Annotated in this window: 13 protein-coding genes; 8 read left to right on the top strand and 5 right to left on the bottom strand. The window is 46.6% G+C overall.

The window, feature by feature from the left end; all coding sequences use genetic code 11:
• Positions 1–5: 5 nt before the first annotated feature.
• Positions 6–764 carry a fumarate/nitrate reduction transcriptional regulator Fnr gene (gene fnr, locus AC1RJL_RS06185; protein WP_492911993.1) on the bottom strand — a complete coding sequence of 253 codons (759 nt, stop codon included), beginning with the start codon at positions 762–764 and terminating at the stop codon, positions 6–8.
• Between the two features lie 589 nt (positions 765–1,353).
• Here fnr and AC1RJL_RS06180 point away from each other — a divergent pair.
• The 5 genes from AC1RJL_RS06180 (at position 1,354) to AC1RJL_RS06160 (ending at position 5,229) form a co-directional block, all read left to right on the top strand.
• A complete protein-coding gene (locus tag AC1RJL_RS06180) occupies positions 1,354–1,560 on the top strand; it encodes a cold-shock protein (protein WP_039913407.1) in 207 nt (68 codons plus the stop codon).
• A gap of 331 nt (positions 1,561–1,891) precedes the next feature.
• Positions 1,892–3,361, top strand: coding sequence for an inorganic phosphate transporter (locus AC1RJL_RS06175; RefSeq protein ID WP_492911991.1), 1,470 nt, complete (start codon positions 1,892–1,894; stop codon positions 3,359–3,361).
• A gap of 247 nt (positions 3,362–3,608) precedes the next feature.
• Positions 3,609–4,085: a DJ-1/PfpI family protein gene (locus tag AC1RJL_RS06170; RefSeq protein WP_492911989.1), complete on the top strand. Its 477-nt coding sequence runs from the start codon at positions 3,609–3,611 to the stop codon at positions 4,083–4,085.
• A gap of 201 nt (positions 4,086–4,286) precedes the next feature.
• Entirely contained in the window at positions 4,287–4,733 is a 447-nt protein-coding gene (locus AC1RJL_RS06165; RefSeq protein WP_492911987.1) for a DUF3592 domain-containing protein, read from the top strand.
• A 31-nt stretch (positions 4,734–4,764) separates the two neighbouring features.
• On the top strand, positions 4,765–5,229 hold the full coding sequence (locus AC1RJL_RS06160; RefSeq protein WP_492911985.1) for a hypothetical protein: 465 nt from the start codon (positions 4,765–4,767) through the stop codon (positions 5,227–5,229).
• Between the two features lie 81 nt (positions 5,230–5,310).
• Here AC1RJL_RS06160 and AC1RJL_RS06155 read toward each other — a convergent pair whose 3' ends face one another.
• Entirely contained in the window at positions 5,311–8,865 is a 3,555-nt protein-coding gene (locus AC1RJL_RS06155; RefSeq protein ID WP_492911983.1) for a UvrD-helicase domain-containing protein, read from the bottom strand.
• A gap of 3 nt (positions 8,866–8,868) precedes the next feature.
• Positions 8,869–11,601, bottom strand: a complete 2,733-nt coding sequence (locus AC1RJL_RS06150; RefSeq protein ID WP_492911981.1) for a PD-(D/E)XK nuclease family protein — start codon at positions 11,599–11,601, stop codon at positions 8,869–8,871.
• Positions 11,602–12,057: 456 nt separating this feature from the next.
• Here AC1RJL_RS06150 and AC1RJL_RS06145 point away from each other — a divergent pair, with 456 nt between their 5' ends.
• Entirely contained in the window at positions 12,058–13,422 is a 1,365-nt protein-coding gene (locus tag AC1RJL_RS06145) for an MFS transporter (RefSeq protein WP_492911979.1), read from the top strand.
• Positions 13,423–13,485: 63 nt separating this feature from the next.
• On the opposite strand, the gene murI is transcribed toward AC1RJL_RS06145, so the two are convergent.
• Complete coding sequence (murI, locus tag AC1RJL_RS06140; RefSeq protein WP_492911977.1) at positions 13,486–14,313, bottom strand: glutamate racemase; 828 nt, start codon at positions 14,311–14,313, stop codon at positions 13,486–13,488.
• A gap of 112 nt (positions 14,314–14,425) precedes the next feature.
• Here murI and AC1RJL_RS06135 point away from each other — a divergent pair, with 112 nt between their 5' ends.
• Both AC1RJL_RS06135 and AC1RJL_RS06130 read left to right on the top strand, forming a co-directional pair.
• Positions 14,426–15,940 (top strand): DNA recombination protein RmuC, encoded by a 1,515-nt coding sequence (locus tag AC1RJL_RS06135; RefSeq protein WP_492911975.1) that lies wholly within the window; start codon positions 14,426–14,428, stop codon positions 15,938–15,940.
• Entirely contained in the window at positions 15,937–16,464 is a 528-nt protein-coding gene (locus AC1RJL_RS06130) for a GNAT family N-acetyltransferase (protein ID WP_492911973.1), read from the top strand. The genes AC1RJL_RS06135 and AC1RJL_RS06130 overlap by 4 nt, the downstream gene beginning before the upstream one ends.
• Before the next feature lie 12 nt (positions 16,465–16,476).
• Here AC1RJL_RS06130 and trmA read toward each other — a convergent pair whose 3' ends face one another.
• Positions 16,477–17,565, bottom strand: a complete 1,089-nt coding sequence (gene trmA / locus AC1RJL_RS06125) for a tRNA (uridine(54)-C5)-methyltransferase TrmA (RefSeq protein WP_492913438.1) — start codon at positions 17,563–17,565, stop codon at positions 16,477–16,479.
• Between the last annotated feature and the right edge of the window lie 36 nt (positions 17,566–17,601).

Below are 17,601 nucleotides of genomic sequence, written 5' to 3'. Positions count from 1 at the left end.
TTGGTCTAGTTACCTGTTTCGCCATTGGCGATATTGCGTAACTGATCCATATTTTTAATCAGGATTTCTTTTTTATCTACCACAATCACATCTTGTTTTTGCAGACGGGTAAAAATACGGCTCACAGTTTCAATCGTCAGCCCCAAATAATTGCCGATATCCGTACGCGACATAGGTAAGCGGAAGGCATTGGCTGATAATTGGCGGCGGCTATTGCGGCTGGAGATACTGAGTAGCAGCGCAGCGATTCGCTCCTCCGCACTGCTTTTGCTGAGCAGGGTGATAATTTGTTGGTCCTGCGTAATTTCCCGGCTCATCAGTTGGAAAAAATGACGTTGCAGATTGGGGATTTGCAAGCTCAATTCTTCCATGCGATTAAATGGAATTTCACACACAGAGGCAGTTTCCAGCGCGATTACCGAATTGGTATAGCAGCTATCGGCGATACCATCCATACCCACAACCTCACCGGGCAAATAAAATCCGGTGACTTGCTCCTCACCACTATCGCTCAACGTTATGGCCTTTACCGCGCCGGAGCGAATGGCATAAACCGAATCAAAGGGATCATTGGCGCGATACAGGTAGTCGCCTTTTTGCAGGGGTTTGCCGCGTTGGATGATGTGATTGAGCCGATCAATATCATCAATATGCAAGCTGATAGGCAGGCAAATGGTGTTTAATCTGCAATTGCCGCAGCTCACTTTTTTATCATGGGCGCAATTGGCATCCTGCGTTTTGACGATAGTTTGATTGAGAGTCATGGGCAGACACCTTAAGGAAACAGCTATCCCTGATGGGGATGGTGGGGTGAAGCTTTATATAAATAGTTTAATGAAGCGATTGTTGCAGCTTTGATAGGGACGGTAAATAGTTGATTTGGGCTCAAGTAAGTAGGTGGCAAAATATCTCTCACTTACTAGATAGATGACTGTTATTGAGTGATTTCCGGTTGCTTGAGATGTGGAATATAAAAAAGGGCTGACGAACCAGCCCGAAGGAGATTAACCGGTGACCCGGTTAAGTGAAAGAGGGTGAATAAGTAGCCAGATTGTATGGCTGTATCTTATCCAGCTGTACCGGTTTACGGGAGTGACAAATTGCCGCATGCTGCATCCGTTATAACTAAAGTCGCTTATTCGTTAGCCAATAGGCTCTTTACATGGCAGTGGCGGCGGAATATATTTGGTCTGCTGGTCTGTTCGCAGCATTATTTATGGTAAGTCACCTCGTTGTTCTAGCAGTCATCTATTAGCACCTCGGTTTGTTCTACATAAGTAACACCTGAATCCGCCAGCGAAGCTCCACTTGGGGTATTCATTTAATTATTTATAAAAAGACAACGAGGTTTATATGGCTAGAAGTACTGGTACTGTTAAATGGTTTAACGAATCTAAAGGTTTTGGCTTTATTGCTAGCGAAGCTGGTCAAGATGTGTTCGTTCACTACAGCGCTATCACTGGTTCAGGTTTTAAAACCCTGGCTGAAGGCCAAAAAGTAGAATTTGACGTTAAGCCTGGCCAGAAAGGTCCGCAAGCTGAAAACGTCATTGGTCTCTAATTCTGGTTGATATAACCGGTAGTGACAGAAAACCGCCTAAAGGCGGTTTTTTATTGCCATCGTTTTTGAAAAACCGCCCCAAAACCTGATTAACGAAAAAATAGTTGAATAATTGTTCTACATGCAGATTTACCCCAAGGTTGTCTAGCTGTTACTGGTTGCTGCGTTTGAAATATAATTGTCATGTGGATTAATCCATAGGGCACTCCTTTCGATTTGGCCCACAGCGGCTTTGAGCTGGTTCTTTAGCCAGTTCTCGCAGGTTTGCTCAATGCAATGGCAGGGACGGGTTTGTTGCATTCACTTTTCTCGTTAATCAAGTGGATTACTTATGTTAGATATGTTCACTGGGCTCAGTTTTGTCATGGGCCTCAGCCTGTTTTTTGCCTTGTTATTTGTGTTGGCCTACGAGTTTATTAACGGCTTCCACGATACTGCCAATGCAGTGGCAACCGTGATCTACACCAAGGCAATGTCTCCTTACACGGCGGTTATCGCATCGGGCATTTTTAACTTTCTCGGTGTGATTCTTGGCGGTCTGGGTGTGGCATATGCGATTGTGCATTTGTTGCCGGTCGATATGCTGCTCAACATCACGTCCGTCCATGGGATGGTATTGGTGTTTTCCCTTTTGGCAGCTGCGATTATTTGGAATCTCGGCACCTGGTATTTCGGTATTCCTGCATCCAGTTCGCACACCTTGATTGGCTCTCTGTTAGGTGTATGCCTTGCCAATGCGCTGCTTACCGGAATTCCAATCAGTGAAGGCGTCAACGTTAAAAAAGCCATCGATATCATGCTTTCGCTTTTAATTTCACCGCTAGTGGGCTTCGGTGTTGCAGCATTGGTTCTGCTGCTGCTGAAGCGCATCTTCACCGGTCCCAAAATTCATAAAACCCCGCAAGAACGCGAAAAGATCGATGGTAAAAAACATCCACCATTCTGGACTCGCGTAACCCTGGTTGCTTCAGCAATGGGAGTTAGTTTTGTGCACGGTTCCAACGATGGCCAAAAAGGTATCGGCCTGATTATGTTGGTGTTAATTGGTCTTACACCGGCGCAGTTCGTACTTAATCTTGATAGCAGTACTTATGAAATTGAGCGCACCCGCGATGCAGCGGTGCATTTGCAAACGCTTTATCGCGAAAATAAAGCGAGTCTTTCTGATCTGATGGAGATAGACAAAGCGCAAACAGAAATTTCACCCGGCGAGTTCAAATGCAATGCTAAAGATGCAATGCCGGTTATCAGTGCATTGAACAGTAAATTAAAAGGGATTAATCATTACGGTAATTTGAGTCTTGATGACCGCCGCGATGTACGCCGTTTGCTGTTGTGTATTGATGACACCGCGAAAAAGGCATCCAAAGTGAATGGCCTCTCAAACAAAGATAAACAAGATCTCGGCAATCTGCGTAAAGACCTCACCGCGACTACTGAATATGCACCTTTCTGGGTAATTATCGCTGTGGCTCTGGCGTTAGGTTTGGGCACTATGATGGGGTGGAAACGTATCGTTTATACCGTGGGTGAAAAAATTGGTAAAACCGGCATGACTTACTCGCAAGGTATGTCGGCGCAAATTACCGCTGCTACCGCGATTGGTGTTGCCAGTGTGACGGGTATGCCGGTATCTACCACTCACGTACTATCGTCTGCTGTTGCAGGCACCATGGTTGCCAACCGTTCCGGTTTGCAGTTTGGCACTGTTAGAACCATCCTGCTTGCCTGGGTATTTACTTTGCCCGCTACCATTCTGCTTTCGGGTGGTTTGTTCTACATAGGTACTTTGTTTATTTAAGCGAGTTTGCTCAACGTATTTGTATTGCCGCTACAATGATCTTCTCCAGTGCTGTAATTTTTAAAGCTCGTTCCCGGTATATCGGGTATGAGCTTTAAAATTCTTCCAGTATTTCCCTTCAGTTTGTTGTCCCAGCCTTTACATGGTCATTGCTTAATTCCGTGTGATACATTCACATCATTCATGCGTTTCGTTTATTGGCATATTCCTGGATGTCGCTTGCCTTGGATGTTGTGAAATTTAAGTATTGAGCATCGATCCCGTAACTGCGAGGGCCGGGCTTAAATTTGTTCCCGGTTTCCAATTGAATACGCACCCTGCATTGGATCTACTGATTATTCCTGGCGGTGTTGTCACCGCTGAGATGGAAAAGCCTTATGTTCATGATTGGATCAGTCGTACTGCAAATTCCACTCAAATTACTGCTTCCGTCTGCACTGGCGCTTTTCTGCTTGCCAAAGCAGGCTTGCTTACCACACACAAGGTGACTACGCATTGGGAGGATCAGGTTGATTTGAAAAATGCATTTCCCGCGTTGGATGTTATCAGTGGTGTGCGTTGGGTTGATGAGGGCGCGATTGTAACGTCGGCAGGAATATCAGCAGGTATCGACATGAGCCTGCATCTTGTTGCGCGCCTTGCTGGTATTACTGTGGCCGAGCGGACAGCAAAGCAAATGGAGTTTGAGTGGACTCGTAACGGTTTAACGACAGAGGAGAATTAGTTGTCGTTATTGCCTCAATCCCAATCGTTTGATTCTTGACGCTGAGGTTCTGGGCTTCAGTTTTAATAGCGACTGCGACATCATCACAATCATATTTTCTACCGCTGTGAACATAGTGAATTAATGATGTAATATTTCGCTTCACGCATGTTGCCGCAGGAAAGATTGCTGTACTTGCTGCATCCGGAATCAGGAGAACAAATGAAACATCCAATGGAACAACAATATAAGCGCTTCCGCAATTTCGTTTTTGGCTTGTGCATACTGGCGGCGGCTTTGCTATTGCTGACTACCATGAAAAACATCATCAACAGCCTCGCCGCTGAAACCTGGGAGGTACATCAAGGTACAGTGATTAATGGCAGTGAAGGTATGGGCGGCTTCATCACTCCATATGGCTCGATGAGTCGCTGGATGGAGTACACATACGAAATCGACGGTCGTGAATACCGCAATACAACGATAGGCTATGGCATAAATAAACCTGCTTCGGTTTTGAAGGCCGGAGATACGGTTAAGGTATATGTAGATCCCGATAACAAAGCCACATCAGTAATAGCTGTTGGCCTTGCGAAAGGACATATCATTGGTTTGCTATTTTCAGTGGGGTTTATTGCACTGGGGTTTTATTTATGGCGAAGAATTTAACGTGCCGCTTGGCATGGCGATAAGATAAAAAATGGATATTACTTATGTAGGTCGATATAAGCTCATTTTTGATGCCGAGAAATTTTCTGTCCAGTGTTCTCTTGGAACTAATAAGTTCTCTGGTCTAGCCACCTCCAATTTACCGAAACTTTATGTTGCTAGTGTCGATAACAATCCAATTTATGTTGGCATTACGAAGCAATCAGTTCGTAATAGGCTTCGCTTTGGTTGGAGTGCGAAGGGAGATGGTGGATACTACGGCTATGCTTGGCGTCATAAATTCACTGCAGTAAATCTCGATGTCTGGTGCCACACAAATCCTGCTATTGAACGAAGCTGTAGAGATATAGAAACGGTAGAGGCCGAACTGGTTTACCTTATTCGTCAAGCTGGTCAATGGCCATTGTTCCAAACAGAAATCCATTTTCATCCATCAAACGATGTGCATCGCATAGTTGCGGCTCAAATTGGTAAAATGTATGGCCTGGTGCCCTGACAATTAATTTAAGCTCAGATTAAAAAATAAATTATATTGCTTGCTGAACCGTATAAAAATTTACAGCTTTTTAAGCTTTTTTTACATTATTTCAATAAACATCCCAAAAGTGACCAAATAAAGCGCTGTCTTTATCGGGAAGCTTTCCATTGAGCTTAATAAGTTTTTATATCTCTGCAATTGATCTTTGTAAGTCTCAGTTTCGCGCGCAATAAATTTATCCATGGTTTGTCCGGCCTCCAGTTCGCTGCTTTTATAATCCACAATCCAACGGATACCATCGGCAATGAAGGTACGATCGATGATGGATTCTTGCACATCTTGTTTGTCTTTTTGCATCAGCGATAGTTCGCAGGCGCTTTGTTCGTGGTCACTGTTGAGCAGCCAGCGGCCTTGTTCGCTGCTGAGTGTGGCGGAGATAGTAGTTGCGACTTTTTGTTGTGCGCGGGTCAGGTTTTCACCGCTCCAGCCGAGTTGTTGTAGCTGAATTTTCCAAAAATGTTGTTGCCGGTTAATAAATTCTGCTGGTGTGATGCAAGTAGAATTGGTGACCAGTTTGTTTTCTACTATTGCTTGTAATGCGCGGTGAATCACCGTGCCAGTATGGCGGGCGAGGCGGGCATTGGTAGTTTCTACTTCGGGAATATTGAGTGGGTTGTCGTCCTTACTCATGCTGAATTCGTGGCCGCGATAGTCTTTCAGTAAAGTTACATCGGTAAGTGTTGGTGCTTGCCACTGTGCTGGCAGGCGTAAGATATGTTGTAAACCGGGTTTTGTATTTTCGATATTGGATAGTTCATTGCGGCTTGAATAATTCCCGCTATTAACAAGTATTACGTTTTCTTTTACAAAAGGCCAAATGCTGTGCAGCAACGATACTTTCGCGGGTGCTTCAAGTTCATCCTCTTTGGTTCTGATACAGGCAAGTAAATGCAAACGTTTAATGGCGCGGGTGCAGCCAACATACAAAAGCCGTGTTGCTTCAAAAGCCTGTTGTTTGTCCGCTTCGCGACGCATAAAAGTATAGAGGCCGTCTTCCTCTTTGCCAGTGGCCGCAAGTGAGCCGAGTAACAATTGTTTTTCACCTTGGTGACTAATGCGTTCTTGCCATAGCAATAATTGTTTGTCGTCTTTGCGGGCACTGCGGTCAAGCCCCGGAATTATAACGGTATCAAATTCCAACCCTTTGGATTTGTGGATGGTCATTACTTGCAGTTTTGGATCGGCATCAGCGTGCGGTGCAGCAAATAATCGCTCAATGGCATTATTAAATATTTGCCAGTCGCGAATGCTGCCACCTTGTTGATGTTTGTCGAGCAGTGCGAAAAAGCTATTGATATTGTTTTGATCATTAGTATCAAGCAAGGTTGCAGGGCCGCCCAATGCAAACCAGATTCCTTCAACCCATTGACGTAGTGGTTTGCGATAGCGTTCTTGTAAGGCTTGTTCAAGAATGGGTACAACACGTGCGAGAATCGTTTTTCCATTTTCACTCAATTTACTTATCTGATCGTGCAAACGCAACTGTGGCCAGATAACGGCAAATGCTGTGTCATTAATACGCGGATTTTGTTCGGCAAGATCGAAGGTCGAAATTTTATGTAAGTCATTATTATCCAGGCCGCACCAAGGCGCACGCAGTAATGACAGCCATGCAATGCGATCAGATGGATTTAATAGTGCGCGAGTGAGTGAAAGTAAATCCATAATCGCCATACGGCTGGCGAGGCGATCAATTTCAGTGGCTTGGTAATGTAATCCTGCGGAAGTTAATGCCGGTAAAATGTGTGCAAGGTGATTGCGCGTACGCACCAGAATGGCAATGCTGCCATTGGGATTGTCGCGGCGCGCTTGTTGTACCAGTTCGACGACTTTTTCCGCTTCTTGTTGCTGGGCGTTTAGGCGGGATGGAATTTCTTCTTCTATATCATCGTTATTTCTGTTGTCCGTATGCTTAATTTCGGATGGATAAATACATGCGTAAAAACTGACTGCATCACCGTCAACGGCTGGTTTAAACGCGACCGAAGGTGAATAACATACCGCTCCACGGCTGATATCGTCTTGTAGTGGAAATGCGTTTTGGAAAATATCGTTTACCCAATTGACTACACCGGCCTGTGAACGAAAATTTACCCGCAAATCCAGCGCCGTTAAATCAACGGAGCCTATACCTTGTTGACGCGCATCCAAAAATAAACCCACATTGGCGTTGCGGAAGCCATAGCAGGATTGCATTCCGTCGCCCACGATAAATAATGTGCGACCATCGCCAGCTTGCCAACCGCTGGTGAGTTTACGCAAAAGTTCAAGCTGTGGGCTGGCAGTGTCCTGGAATTCGTCTACCAGAATGTGGCGAATGCGATAATCCAGTTGCAATGCCAAATCTGTTGGCGAATCTTCATCACCTAATGCTAGTAGTGCAGCTTGGCTAATGGCAGTGTAGTCAGTTGCGCTTTGTTGCTTGAAGACGATAGTCAATTGGGCAACAAGGATCGGCAAAATACTGGTGAGGCTGTCGAGCAATTGCCATTGGCTGTCAGCATAATATGCCGATGGTAATGAGCGAACTTCTTGTAATAATTGTTCTGCTTCGGGTGCTGTATCAGTAATCGCCGCGATGAGTTCGCTAAAACGATTTTTTAATTCAGCATTTTCTTTGCCCGCTGGAAAGCCTTCCGCTTTGGTGAGGCGCGCGCGCCAGGTGCCGCTATTGGTTAATAATAAATCGACAAGTGCGAGCCAATGATTAAGCGATTCAGGTTCAGCTTGGGGTAGGACACTAATGCCACGCAATTCGTGAATGCGATTTTTGTGCTCACCTTTTTCTTGCAAGTCCGCTGCAACCCTTTCTTGTAAATTCGTTGCGGCACGATCAGCAATATTGCATAGCTCACTGCTGTGGATGAGCAATGCTGTTTCGACCTGATCAAGATGTTCGCAAACCACATCGCGTAATACATGTTCAAGATATGCTCGCGCATCTTCATGGCGTGCTTGTAATAGTACGCCGAGCCATTGTTCGCGCTTGGCGAGCAAGCTGATTAATAAATTCTCCACTGCTTGCAGGTTATTATCCAAATGGCGCAACAAGCGGGTTAATTCATCGCGCAGTGGCGACTCCTGTTCGAGCAATTTAAATAGTTCACGCACCGCCAAGCGATAGGTTTGGTCGGCATCTTCCAAGGTGTCTGGCTGCGCGCCTATACCGCTAGCGAGCGGTAGTTGTTTGGTGATAGAGCGACACAAACTATCGATGGTTTGCACGCGTAAACGTTGCGGGCTTTGCAATAAATTCCATTGCAGTTCACGATCTCGCTGCAATACACGCTGTGCAAGTTGCCAGGTGCGTTGTGCATGGGGATCTTGCGGTTCCGGTTGATCTGCGGCTTGCCACAGCGCATGCATAATCCTATCTTGCATTTCGCCAGCAGCTTTGCGTGTAAAGGTAATCGCCAGTACTTCTTCCGGTTCGTCGCAATAAGCGAGCAGAGTTAATACACGTTGGGTGAGCAATCCGGTTTTTCCTGAACCGGCGGGTGCGGAAACGGCAAAAGAAGTTTGCGGATCGAGTGCATCAATACGGACCTGTTGATCGATTGGTTGTGTTGTTGGTTGTATTTGATTAATTGTCATGGATTACACCGCTCCCTGCATGCGACGAATGAAGGCATCAAGCGCATCTTTTTCCAGCAAGCGATTCAATGGAAGTAAGTCTTCAGCGTATTGCGCAGCGGCAGGACTTTTTATGTCGACACGCACATCGCCCTGGATAAAATCAGCTGCCAGTTGGTGTAAGTGCATTTGCCAATCTTGTAATTGTTGTTCCCACGATTGCTTGCCGGAAAAAATACCGTCATGTTGAATGCTTAATTCACCAGTGCCGATCCATTTCATTGCCTTCGCATTAATTTGCGCAAAGGTGATTGCGGCAACGTGATTGGTGGCAGTTACCGCATAGAGCGGTAATTGTGGCTCATCCATACGTTCACCCAACCAGCTTTGTAATTTCGGTTGGCCAGTTTTGTAATCAATCAAAATCAGTTCGCCATTTTCCAGCTGATCAATACGGTCTATTCGAAGGCGCAAAGGCAATCCTGCAAATTCGAGTATGACCTCCTGTTCTATCGCAACTACAGAAAAAGCAGGACGCGTTTTCTCTTGTGCAAGCCACTCCGCAATCAAGTGTGTGAGCCGCTCTTGTTCAAGTTGTGCGTAAAACACACCGATACTGGTGCCGCGCTTTTGTTTAAGCGAATCCACCGCAATTTGTACTGTTTGGCTGATCAATGCGGTTAATGCGGCTTCATCCAACGCGAGCAAATTATGCTGGTCTTTGAGTTCGCGCCAAATCATGGCAAGTGCGTCGTGTAATAAGTTACCTCGTTCGATGGCAGAAAAACCGGCGACGGGTTCGTCAATACCGGTTGCGCCTAAGCGCAAACGAGCGAAAGCATTAAACGGGCAGGCGGCTTGTTCTTTAAAGATATTAGCTCCGCCGCGAACCGGTTCCTCTCCGATAATTAATTGCGGTGCCTGCGCGGTGTTAACTATTTCCAGAGTATTAGTTGCCGCCATTGAGCGGTAATTTTCTGCGCTGATACTTTCTGTTGTTCCAATCAAACTATCGATTAATGTCAACGGTAAATGGCGAATTAATGCGCTTGGGTTAAGTTCGCTATCCTCATCACTGTGTGCAGAACTAAAGACAACGATTGGAGCGCATTGGCGATAGTGATCGGTGAGTGCGCGCGCAAATTGCAATTCACGCTCAGCGCTGGCATGCGGCATTTTTTGCGTACGTTGTAAATTACCGGGAAGTAATGGGTTGGGCGCAGGTACGGGTGGCCATTGGCGATGATGTAAGCCCATCACCCAGCAATGGCTGAATTGCAAGCCGGCACCTTCCAATGCGCCGAGAATTTGAATCGGCGAGTTCGGTGTTTGTGCCTGGAACGGTGTTTTTCCCGCAATGTTGCGCAATTGCTGGATCGCGCCTGTGTAGCCAAATTGAATGCCTGTGCCATCGAGCTGGAGAAAGTTTTCCAGTACCTGATTCCAGAGCGTTAATTGCTGGTACTCCTGGCTATCCAATCGCCTTGTACCCGGCCAGCCAAGCAGCTGCAAATGTTGTTGGAAAAAGTCACACCAGTATTGTGCAGAGTGATTGCCGAAACTCTGGCGACGATAATTTTCCAGCTGCACTAAACGTGTTGCAAGATTGGCATCGCTTTCATGCTCGTTTTGAATGGGGCTTAATTTGCGCGACAGCTTTTGACAGTGATAACGCAGATCGCTCAGGCTGATGGTAAATTTTCCCAGTTTGCGTAATGTCTGGATCAGGTGTGTGCGCAAAACCAATTCTTTATCGGCATCACCAAAAAACGGGGAGAGGAGTAAATTACAAATCGCTTCCAAATCCCAGGATGATTTTTGCAGCTCTAATAAATCCAGCGTAGCCATAATAATTGGTGTGGTGCCGAGTGGTATACCGGCAGAAAAGTTAAATGGCAGTGTGTAGCGCGGGTGATCGGGTAACGCCGCCAGTGGTTCAAATACTTCTACAAAAATGCGCTCGACCTGATCGCGGCATTGGCCGAGATTAGGCACGATAATGCCAATCATCGCCGTTGGATGCTGCTCCAGTTGTTGTTTACTCCAGAGGGCAGATACGCGGATTTCCGCTTCGCTATTTTGTGTTTCAGTGCGGATTAATTGTGTTTGCGGATTATCCGGTTTGATATTGGTTAATTCATGGCAGGCGCGGTTAATTACATCCTGGTGTTGCGGAGGGATGTCATCAAAACCGGTGAGATGAATGATCGCCTCTTGTGCAATCTGCCCATTTTTAAATGCATCGATCAGAATTTGATTGGCCATTTCCTGGGTAATAAATCCTGACTGCGCTAAACGCGCACGGAATTCACCCAGCCAGGTGAGCCAGCAATAGGTATTGCTTTGATTGCTCAGCAAAGGCTCCGCAGCACGCACTTGTTCTTCGGTCAATTGCCAGAGTTCAAGGTTACGCAGGGCGCTATCGGCCGCTTGTGCCAGTGGTTCCGGTTGCAGCAGCGCGGCTGCGAGTGATGATTCGCCAATGATTTTTTCCCATAAGGTTTGGCGCTGCAGGTTGTTGATAATCCGCTGCGCAGCAGGCGCGTAAGCGCGGCGTTGCAACAGTTCCCAATTCAATCCGATCCATTGGCTGAGCGAATAAATGCGCGGGCTTGGCCAGACACTGTTTTTACCTTGTTGCTGTTGGCCATAGGCGCGCAGCATGTGATTGCGCAAGCGATTGTTGGCGGTGATGATCAGCTCGCCGGATGTTATGGCAGGGAGATAGGAATCAATATTGAAATAGGTATCAATCATGATGATTTTTCAGTAGCCGGGAATAGTGCGGCATTATGGCATCGTGACTGCATCGACAACAGGAGTTTAGGGTTGAGGAAACTTGCCGCTGTTGCCTTCTGTGCAGGGAGTGAGCATCTGCATAAATTTTGGTTATAAGCCATTGTCACATAAGGATTTAGCCCCGGCTTTGGCTTGTTTGGCCTTATGAAACATGTTACTTTTCCGACCCACAATAAAGAACAGCTTGGACGCAGCGCGTTATTCCCATCCACCTCCATCAGTGGCTGGCCCAAAGGGACTGGATCAATAAGCCGAACAGGCAAACTTATCTGGCAGGTAAGTATCAGGCAAATAAGGTCAATACAATTCAGGTGAGAGTGTCATCTGTGCATTATTTTTACGCTTCCAAAAGTGGTGCGAAGAAAGTGCGACTATGATTCCCTTTGTATTCCATAACTATAAACAAGTGACCCTATGAACCAGCAAATTATTGGTAACTACCGGTGGACGATTTGTGCCCTCCTGTTTTTTGCTACCACAGTTAACTACCTCGACCGTCAAGTTCTCAGCCTTTTAGCGCCGGCACTCTCCCAGGAGTTTGGCTGGTCTAACAGCGACTACGCCAATATCACAGCGGTATTCCAATTCGTTTACGCCATCTCCATGCTTTTTGCTGGTCGTGTTATCGACAAGCTCGGTACTAAATTGGGTTACATAGTCGCGATTGTTATCTGGTCCATCGGCGCTATCATGCATGCCTATGCAGTGCCTATCGGCCACCTCACGAATAATGTATTGGCGATTGCCGGTATAGCGGCAATTCCGGTGTCGATTATCGGTTTTATGATTTCCCGCGCAGTGTTGGCGATAGGTGAGGCGGGTAACTTTCCTGCCGCTATCAAAGCGACTGCTGAATACTTCCCTAAAAAAGAGCGCTCGTTTGCGACCGGCATTTTTAACTCGGGCGCTAACGTCGGTGCGATCCTCGCTCCGTTAACCGTGCCCTGGATTGCAGTCAACTGGGGCTGGCAAACCGCGTTTATCGTGATTGGTGCCATCGGCTTTGTGTGGATGGTGCTGTGGCAAATTTATTACGAAATCCCGACTAAACAAAAACGTTTGCGTCAATCAGAGCTGGATTACATCAACACCAATCCAGGCGAGGCGTCAGCAGCTCCTGTTGAGGGCGAACTTAAAACTTCCTGGTTTAAATTGTTGGGATATCGCCAAACCTGGGCATTTGCCTTCGGTAAATTTATGACCGACGGCGTGTGGTGGTTCTTCCTGTTTTGGTTGCCGAAATATTTGGGCGAACAATACGGATTGACCGGCACTCAATTGATGTTACCGTTAACTGTGCTCTACAGCTTGACCATGATTGGCAGTATTGGCGGCGGTTGGTTCCCGACTTACTTTATGAACAAAGGTTACAACGCTTACGACGGTCGTATGCGTGCGATGTTTGTTATCGCCTTGTTCCCACTGGTAGTGTTGTTGGCCCAGCCATTAGGCCACTACGGCTTCTGGGTGCCGGTAATTTTAATCGGCATAGGCGCGTCGGCGCACCAGGCGTGGTCAGCGAATATTTTCACTACCGTATCGGATATGTTCCCGAAAAAAGCAGTGGGTTCTGTAGTGGGAATTGGTGGTATGGCTGGCGGTATGGGCGGTGTATTCCTGTCCAAAACCGGTGGCTGGTTATTTGACTACTACGGTGCGCAAGGAAATATTTATACCGGCTACGCGATTATGTTTGCGGTCTGTGCGGTTGCTTATTTACTTGCCTGGGGCGTGATGAAAACCCTGGTGCCCAAGTACAAACCGATTACTGATCTGTAATGATCTGCAATTAGATACGATGTAGAAAGCCCCACTGTTTTGCAGTGGGGCTTTTTTTATTGTTTAAATATTTAAATAGGCCTGCTGATAAATCCCGAACCCGGTTAGTGCCGGCGCAAGTTGTTCTGCCGCCGTTGTTGCTTTGGTAAATACAGCAATATGGTCAGGCATATAACCTTCTGCTGACCCTACACTATCGGCGAGTAAATACTCCACCCGCCGCGCGATAGCGGTTCCCGAATCGATCAACCTAATTTGTTCCGGCAGGTGTTTTGCCAGCTCATCTTTCAGTAATGGAAAATGGGTGCAGGCCAAGACCAGTACATCCATTTTTTCTGCTTGATCGGCTTGCATTAATTTCCGCGCGATTCTGCCTATTGCATCCAAATCGATCGCTTCTCCGCGCAATTTTTGCTCGGCGGTTTGCACCAGTTCGCTGCTGCCCAATGCAATAACCTGGCAGTTAGTCGCGTATTCGCGGATTAATTCGTGCGTATAAGGGCGCGCAACTGTAGCGGGTGTGGCCAGCAGGCCGATAACACCGGACTTGCTCATCACTGCGGCCGGTTTGATGGCTGGTACTACGCCAACTATCGGCAAGCTCAACTTGCTGCGCAAATGGGGCAGGGTAAGGGTGCTGGCAGTATTGCAGGCAATAACGAGGATATCGGCTGGATAGCGCAGCAAAAGCTCGCTGATTACTTGATCAACCCGCGCAATCAATTCCGCCTCACCTTTGGTGCCGTAAGGAAAAAAGGCATTATCCGACGCATATACCAGCGGATTCAGCGGCAAACGCTGTTGGATTTCGCGGGCGACGCTCAGCCCGCCGACGCCGGAATCGAATACCAGAATGCGCGGGACAGGAGATGATAGGGTGGAATTTGTCATTGTATGGGTCAAATCAATGGCCTGGGTGGGGCGATATATTGCTAAAATGGCCGCGATTTTAACGGTCGTGGCCGATAAAGCCTAGCCGCGTTTTACATTCTGGAGTTTTCTTGTGAATCCATCGGTATTGACCCTTATCGCCGCCTTGATTGGCTTGGTTGTCGGCGCTTTTATAGTCTATTGGATTATTGGCCGCCGCCTTGACCAAGCTGTTATTGCTAAAACCCACGAGTTTGAATCGCTCCAGCAGCAATTGCAGCACGGTCATGCGTTGCGCGAGTCAGCGCTCCAAAGTGAGGTTGGGCAGCTCAAGTTGCAGTTGATCGAGGTAAAGGCATTACTCCAATCAACTCAGCAGCAGTCACAGGACTTGCAGCAAGCGTTGGGTGATTCCCGGCAAGACGCCGCCGGTCTGCGTGAGAAAACCCGTCACTTTGACGACCTGCAACAACAATCCCTGCGCAAAGATGAACAGCTGGGCTTACTCGCAAAAGAAACTACCGAACTCAAAACCCGGCTGGAGCAAGAGCGTAAAAACTTCGCCGAGCAGTTAGCGCTGCTGCAAAATGCAAAAGTGGAACTGGCGAAAGAATTTGAAAACATCGCCAACAAAATTTTCGACAACAAACAGCAGCAATTTAATTTGAATAGCAAAAGTTTGCTTGATAACACCCTTGACCCGCTGAAGTTGCAGCTCACCGAATTCCGTAAAAAAGTGGAAGATGTATACGAAAAGGAAAATGCCGATCGTAACCGTTTGTCAGGGCAGGTCGTTGAGTTGCAAAAGCAGGCGCAAAAAATTGGCGAGGACGCCGTTAATCTGGCGCAAGCGCTCAAAGGAAATAGCAAGGCCCAAGGTAATTGGGGTGAAGTGGTGCTTGAGCGTTTGCTTGAAGAGTCAGGTTTACAGAAAGGCCGTGAATACGATATCCAAGTAAATTTTACCAGCAGTGATGGTTCGCGTTTAATGCCGGACGTGATTATCCATTTGCCCGAAAATAAAGACATTGTGATCGATGCAAAATGCTCACTGGTTGATTACGAAAAATTCTGTAGTTCTGATGATGAAACCGAGCGAAAATTTTATCTCAATGCCCATGTCAATTCGCTGCGCAGCCACATTAAAAGTTTGAGTATTAAAGATTACGAAAAGTTGGATGGCATCAAAGCGTTGGATTTTGTTTTTATCTTTATTCCGATAGAAGCTGCTTTTATGTTTGCATTGCAGCATGAACCGGGGTTGTACCGCGAAGCTTATGATCGCCATATTATTCTGGTAAGCCCAACTACCTTGTTGGCAACCTTGCGCACGGTAGAAAATATATGGCGTTATGAAAAGCAAAATAAAAACGCTGAGCGAATTGCGAAAGAGGCGGGTGCGCTTCATGATCAATTTGTTCTGTTACTTGAATCGCTGGATGCCGTGGGTAACTCACTTAACAAGGCGCAGGAATCTTATAGTAAGGCGCGTGATCGTTTGCAGCATGGCCGTGGTAATTTGGTGAAACGTGTAGATGATATCCGCCGACTAGGCGCAAAAACAAAAAAAACTATCGCAGGTCATTTGTTGGAGGATGCAGGCGCAGAGCCTGAACCGGAAGAACTTTTTTTGGATTCGGATCAATGAGTATAGGGGTAAACGCGAGTGATTTTAGTTGCCGTGCGATGCAATTGAGTGATTTGGCAGAAGTAATTCGTATCCAGGCTGAAGCCTATGTTGATGAGATTTTGGAAACGGCCGAGGTAATCCAGGCGCGCTTCCAACAAGTACCCGATACATCCTGGGTTGTTGAACGCGCAGGAAAAGTTTGCGGCTATTTAGTGGGATATCAGTCGGCATTAGGTGAGGTGACACCTTGGGGCAGTGAGTTTGCCCACAAACAGGAATCAACTGCACTTTATTTGCATGATCTCGCGATCAGTAAATCTGCGCTTGGTTGCGGCTTGGGTCCGATGTTGGTGAGTCATGCGTTAGCAGAGGCTCGGCAACGTGCGCTACGTAATGCTGCATTGGTTTCCGTGCAGAATTCCAAATCCTTTTGGCAGAAATTGGGTTTTAACGAATGTGTTCAGCTGGACGAGCTGCAGCAGAATAATCTTGCGTCATATTCCGGCCCTGCGATTTATATGACGCGCGAGCTTGCTCGTTAATGTTTTATCTTTTTATTTCTTCTGCAGTACTACACCGCATTCAACGTGATGGGTGTAAGGGAACTGATCGAAAATGGCAAATGCCTTAATGCTGTGGGTCTGGGTGATAGTGGTTAAATTGTCACGCAGGGTATCGGGGTTGCAGGAAATATAAAGGATATTGTCAAAGCGCTGGGCAATACTGGTGGTGTGCGGATCAAGTCCGGCACGCGGCGGATCTACAAAAATTGTGGAGAAATTGTAATCGGCCAAATTGACATGGCGTAAACGATTAAACTCCCGCACACCTTCCATCGCTTGCGAAAACTCTTCACTCGACATGCGTGCAATTTGGATGTTATCAATTTTGTTTGCTGCAATATTAAATTGGGCAGATTCCACCGACGTTTTTGAAACTTCTGTTGCCAATACTTTGGCAAAATTTTGTGCGAGCGGCAGAGTGAAATTGCCATTGCCACAGTAAAGCTCCAGTAAATCTCCACTAAACCCCTTACTGTTTTCTACCGCCCAGCTAAGCATAGCTTCGCAAATGGTCGCATTTGGTTGGGTAAAGCTGGCTTCTACTTGTTGATAGGAATAATCGCGCCCGGCTACTTGCAAGCGCTCAATCACATGGTCGCGCTCGACTAATAAACGTTGTTTGCGGCTGCGTCCTACAATATCAATTCCCAATTGTTGTTTCAGTATTTGTGCACGGGCGATCCATTCATCATTCAATGCTTTATGGTAAATCAGGGTTACCAAAGCTTCACCACTTTGAGTGGTTAAAAAATCAACTTGATAAAGTTTGTGTCGCAATAATTCGTCGCTGTTAATTTCTACCAATAAGCGCGGCATTAACTCGTTCATCAATACCGAACCGATAGGAAATTCATGAATGGGGTAGGGACGTTTGAATTCATCCTGGGTGAACATCACATATTCGGTGCGTTCTTGCTGATGCCATACGCGAAACTCGGCACGCATACGGTAGTGCTTTTCGGGTGAAGGAAAAACAGTAATGTCTGGCAGGGAGAATTCAGCAAAATCTTGTTGGATTTTTGTGAGCTTTGCTGATAGCTGGGCTTGATAACTGGCAGTAGAAAAATCGTTGGGTATCATACTGGTGCTCATGGATAAAGAATCGAGCCTCGTTTA

The sequence above is a fragment of the Cellvibrio sp. GW822-FHT04B05 genome, from assembly GCF_058800985.1.
Note: the sequence above shows the minus strand (reverse complement) of the source record. Positions and strands in the feature narration are given on the sequence as shown.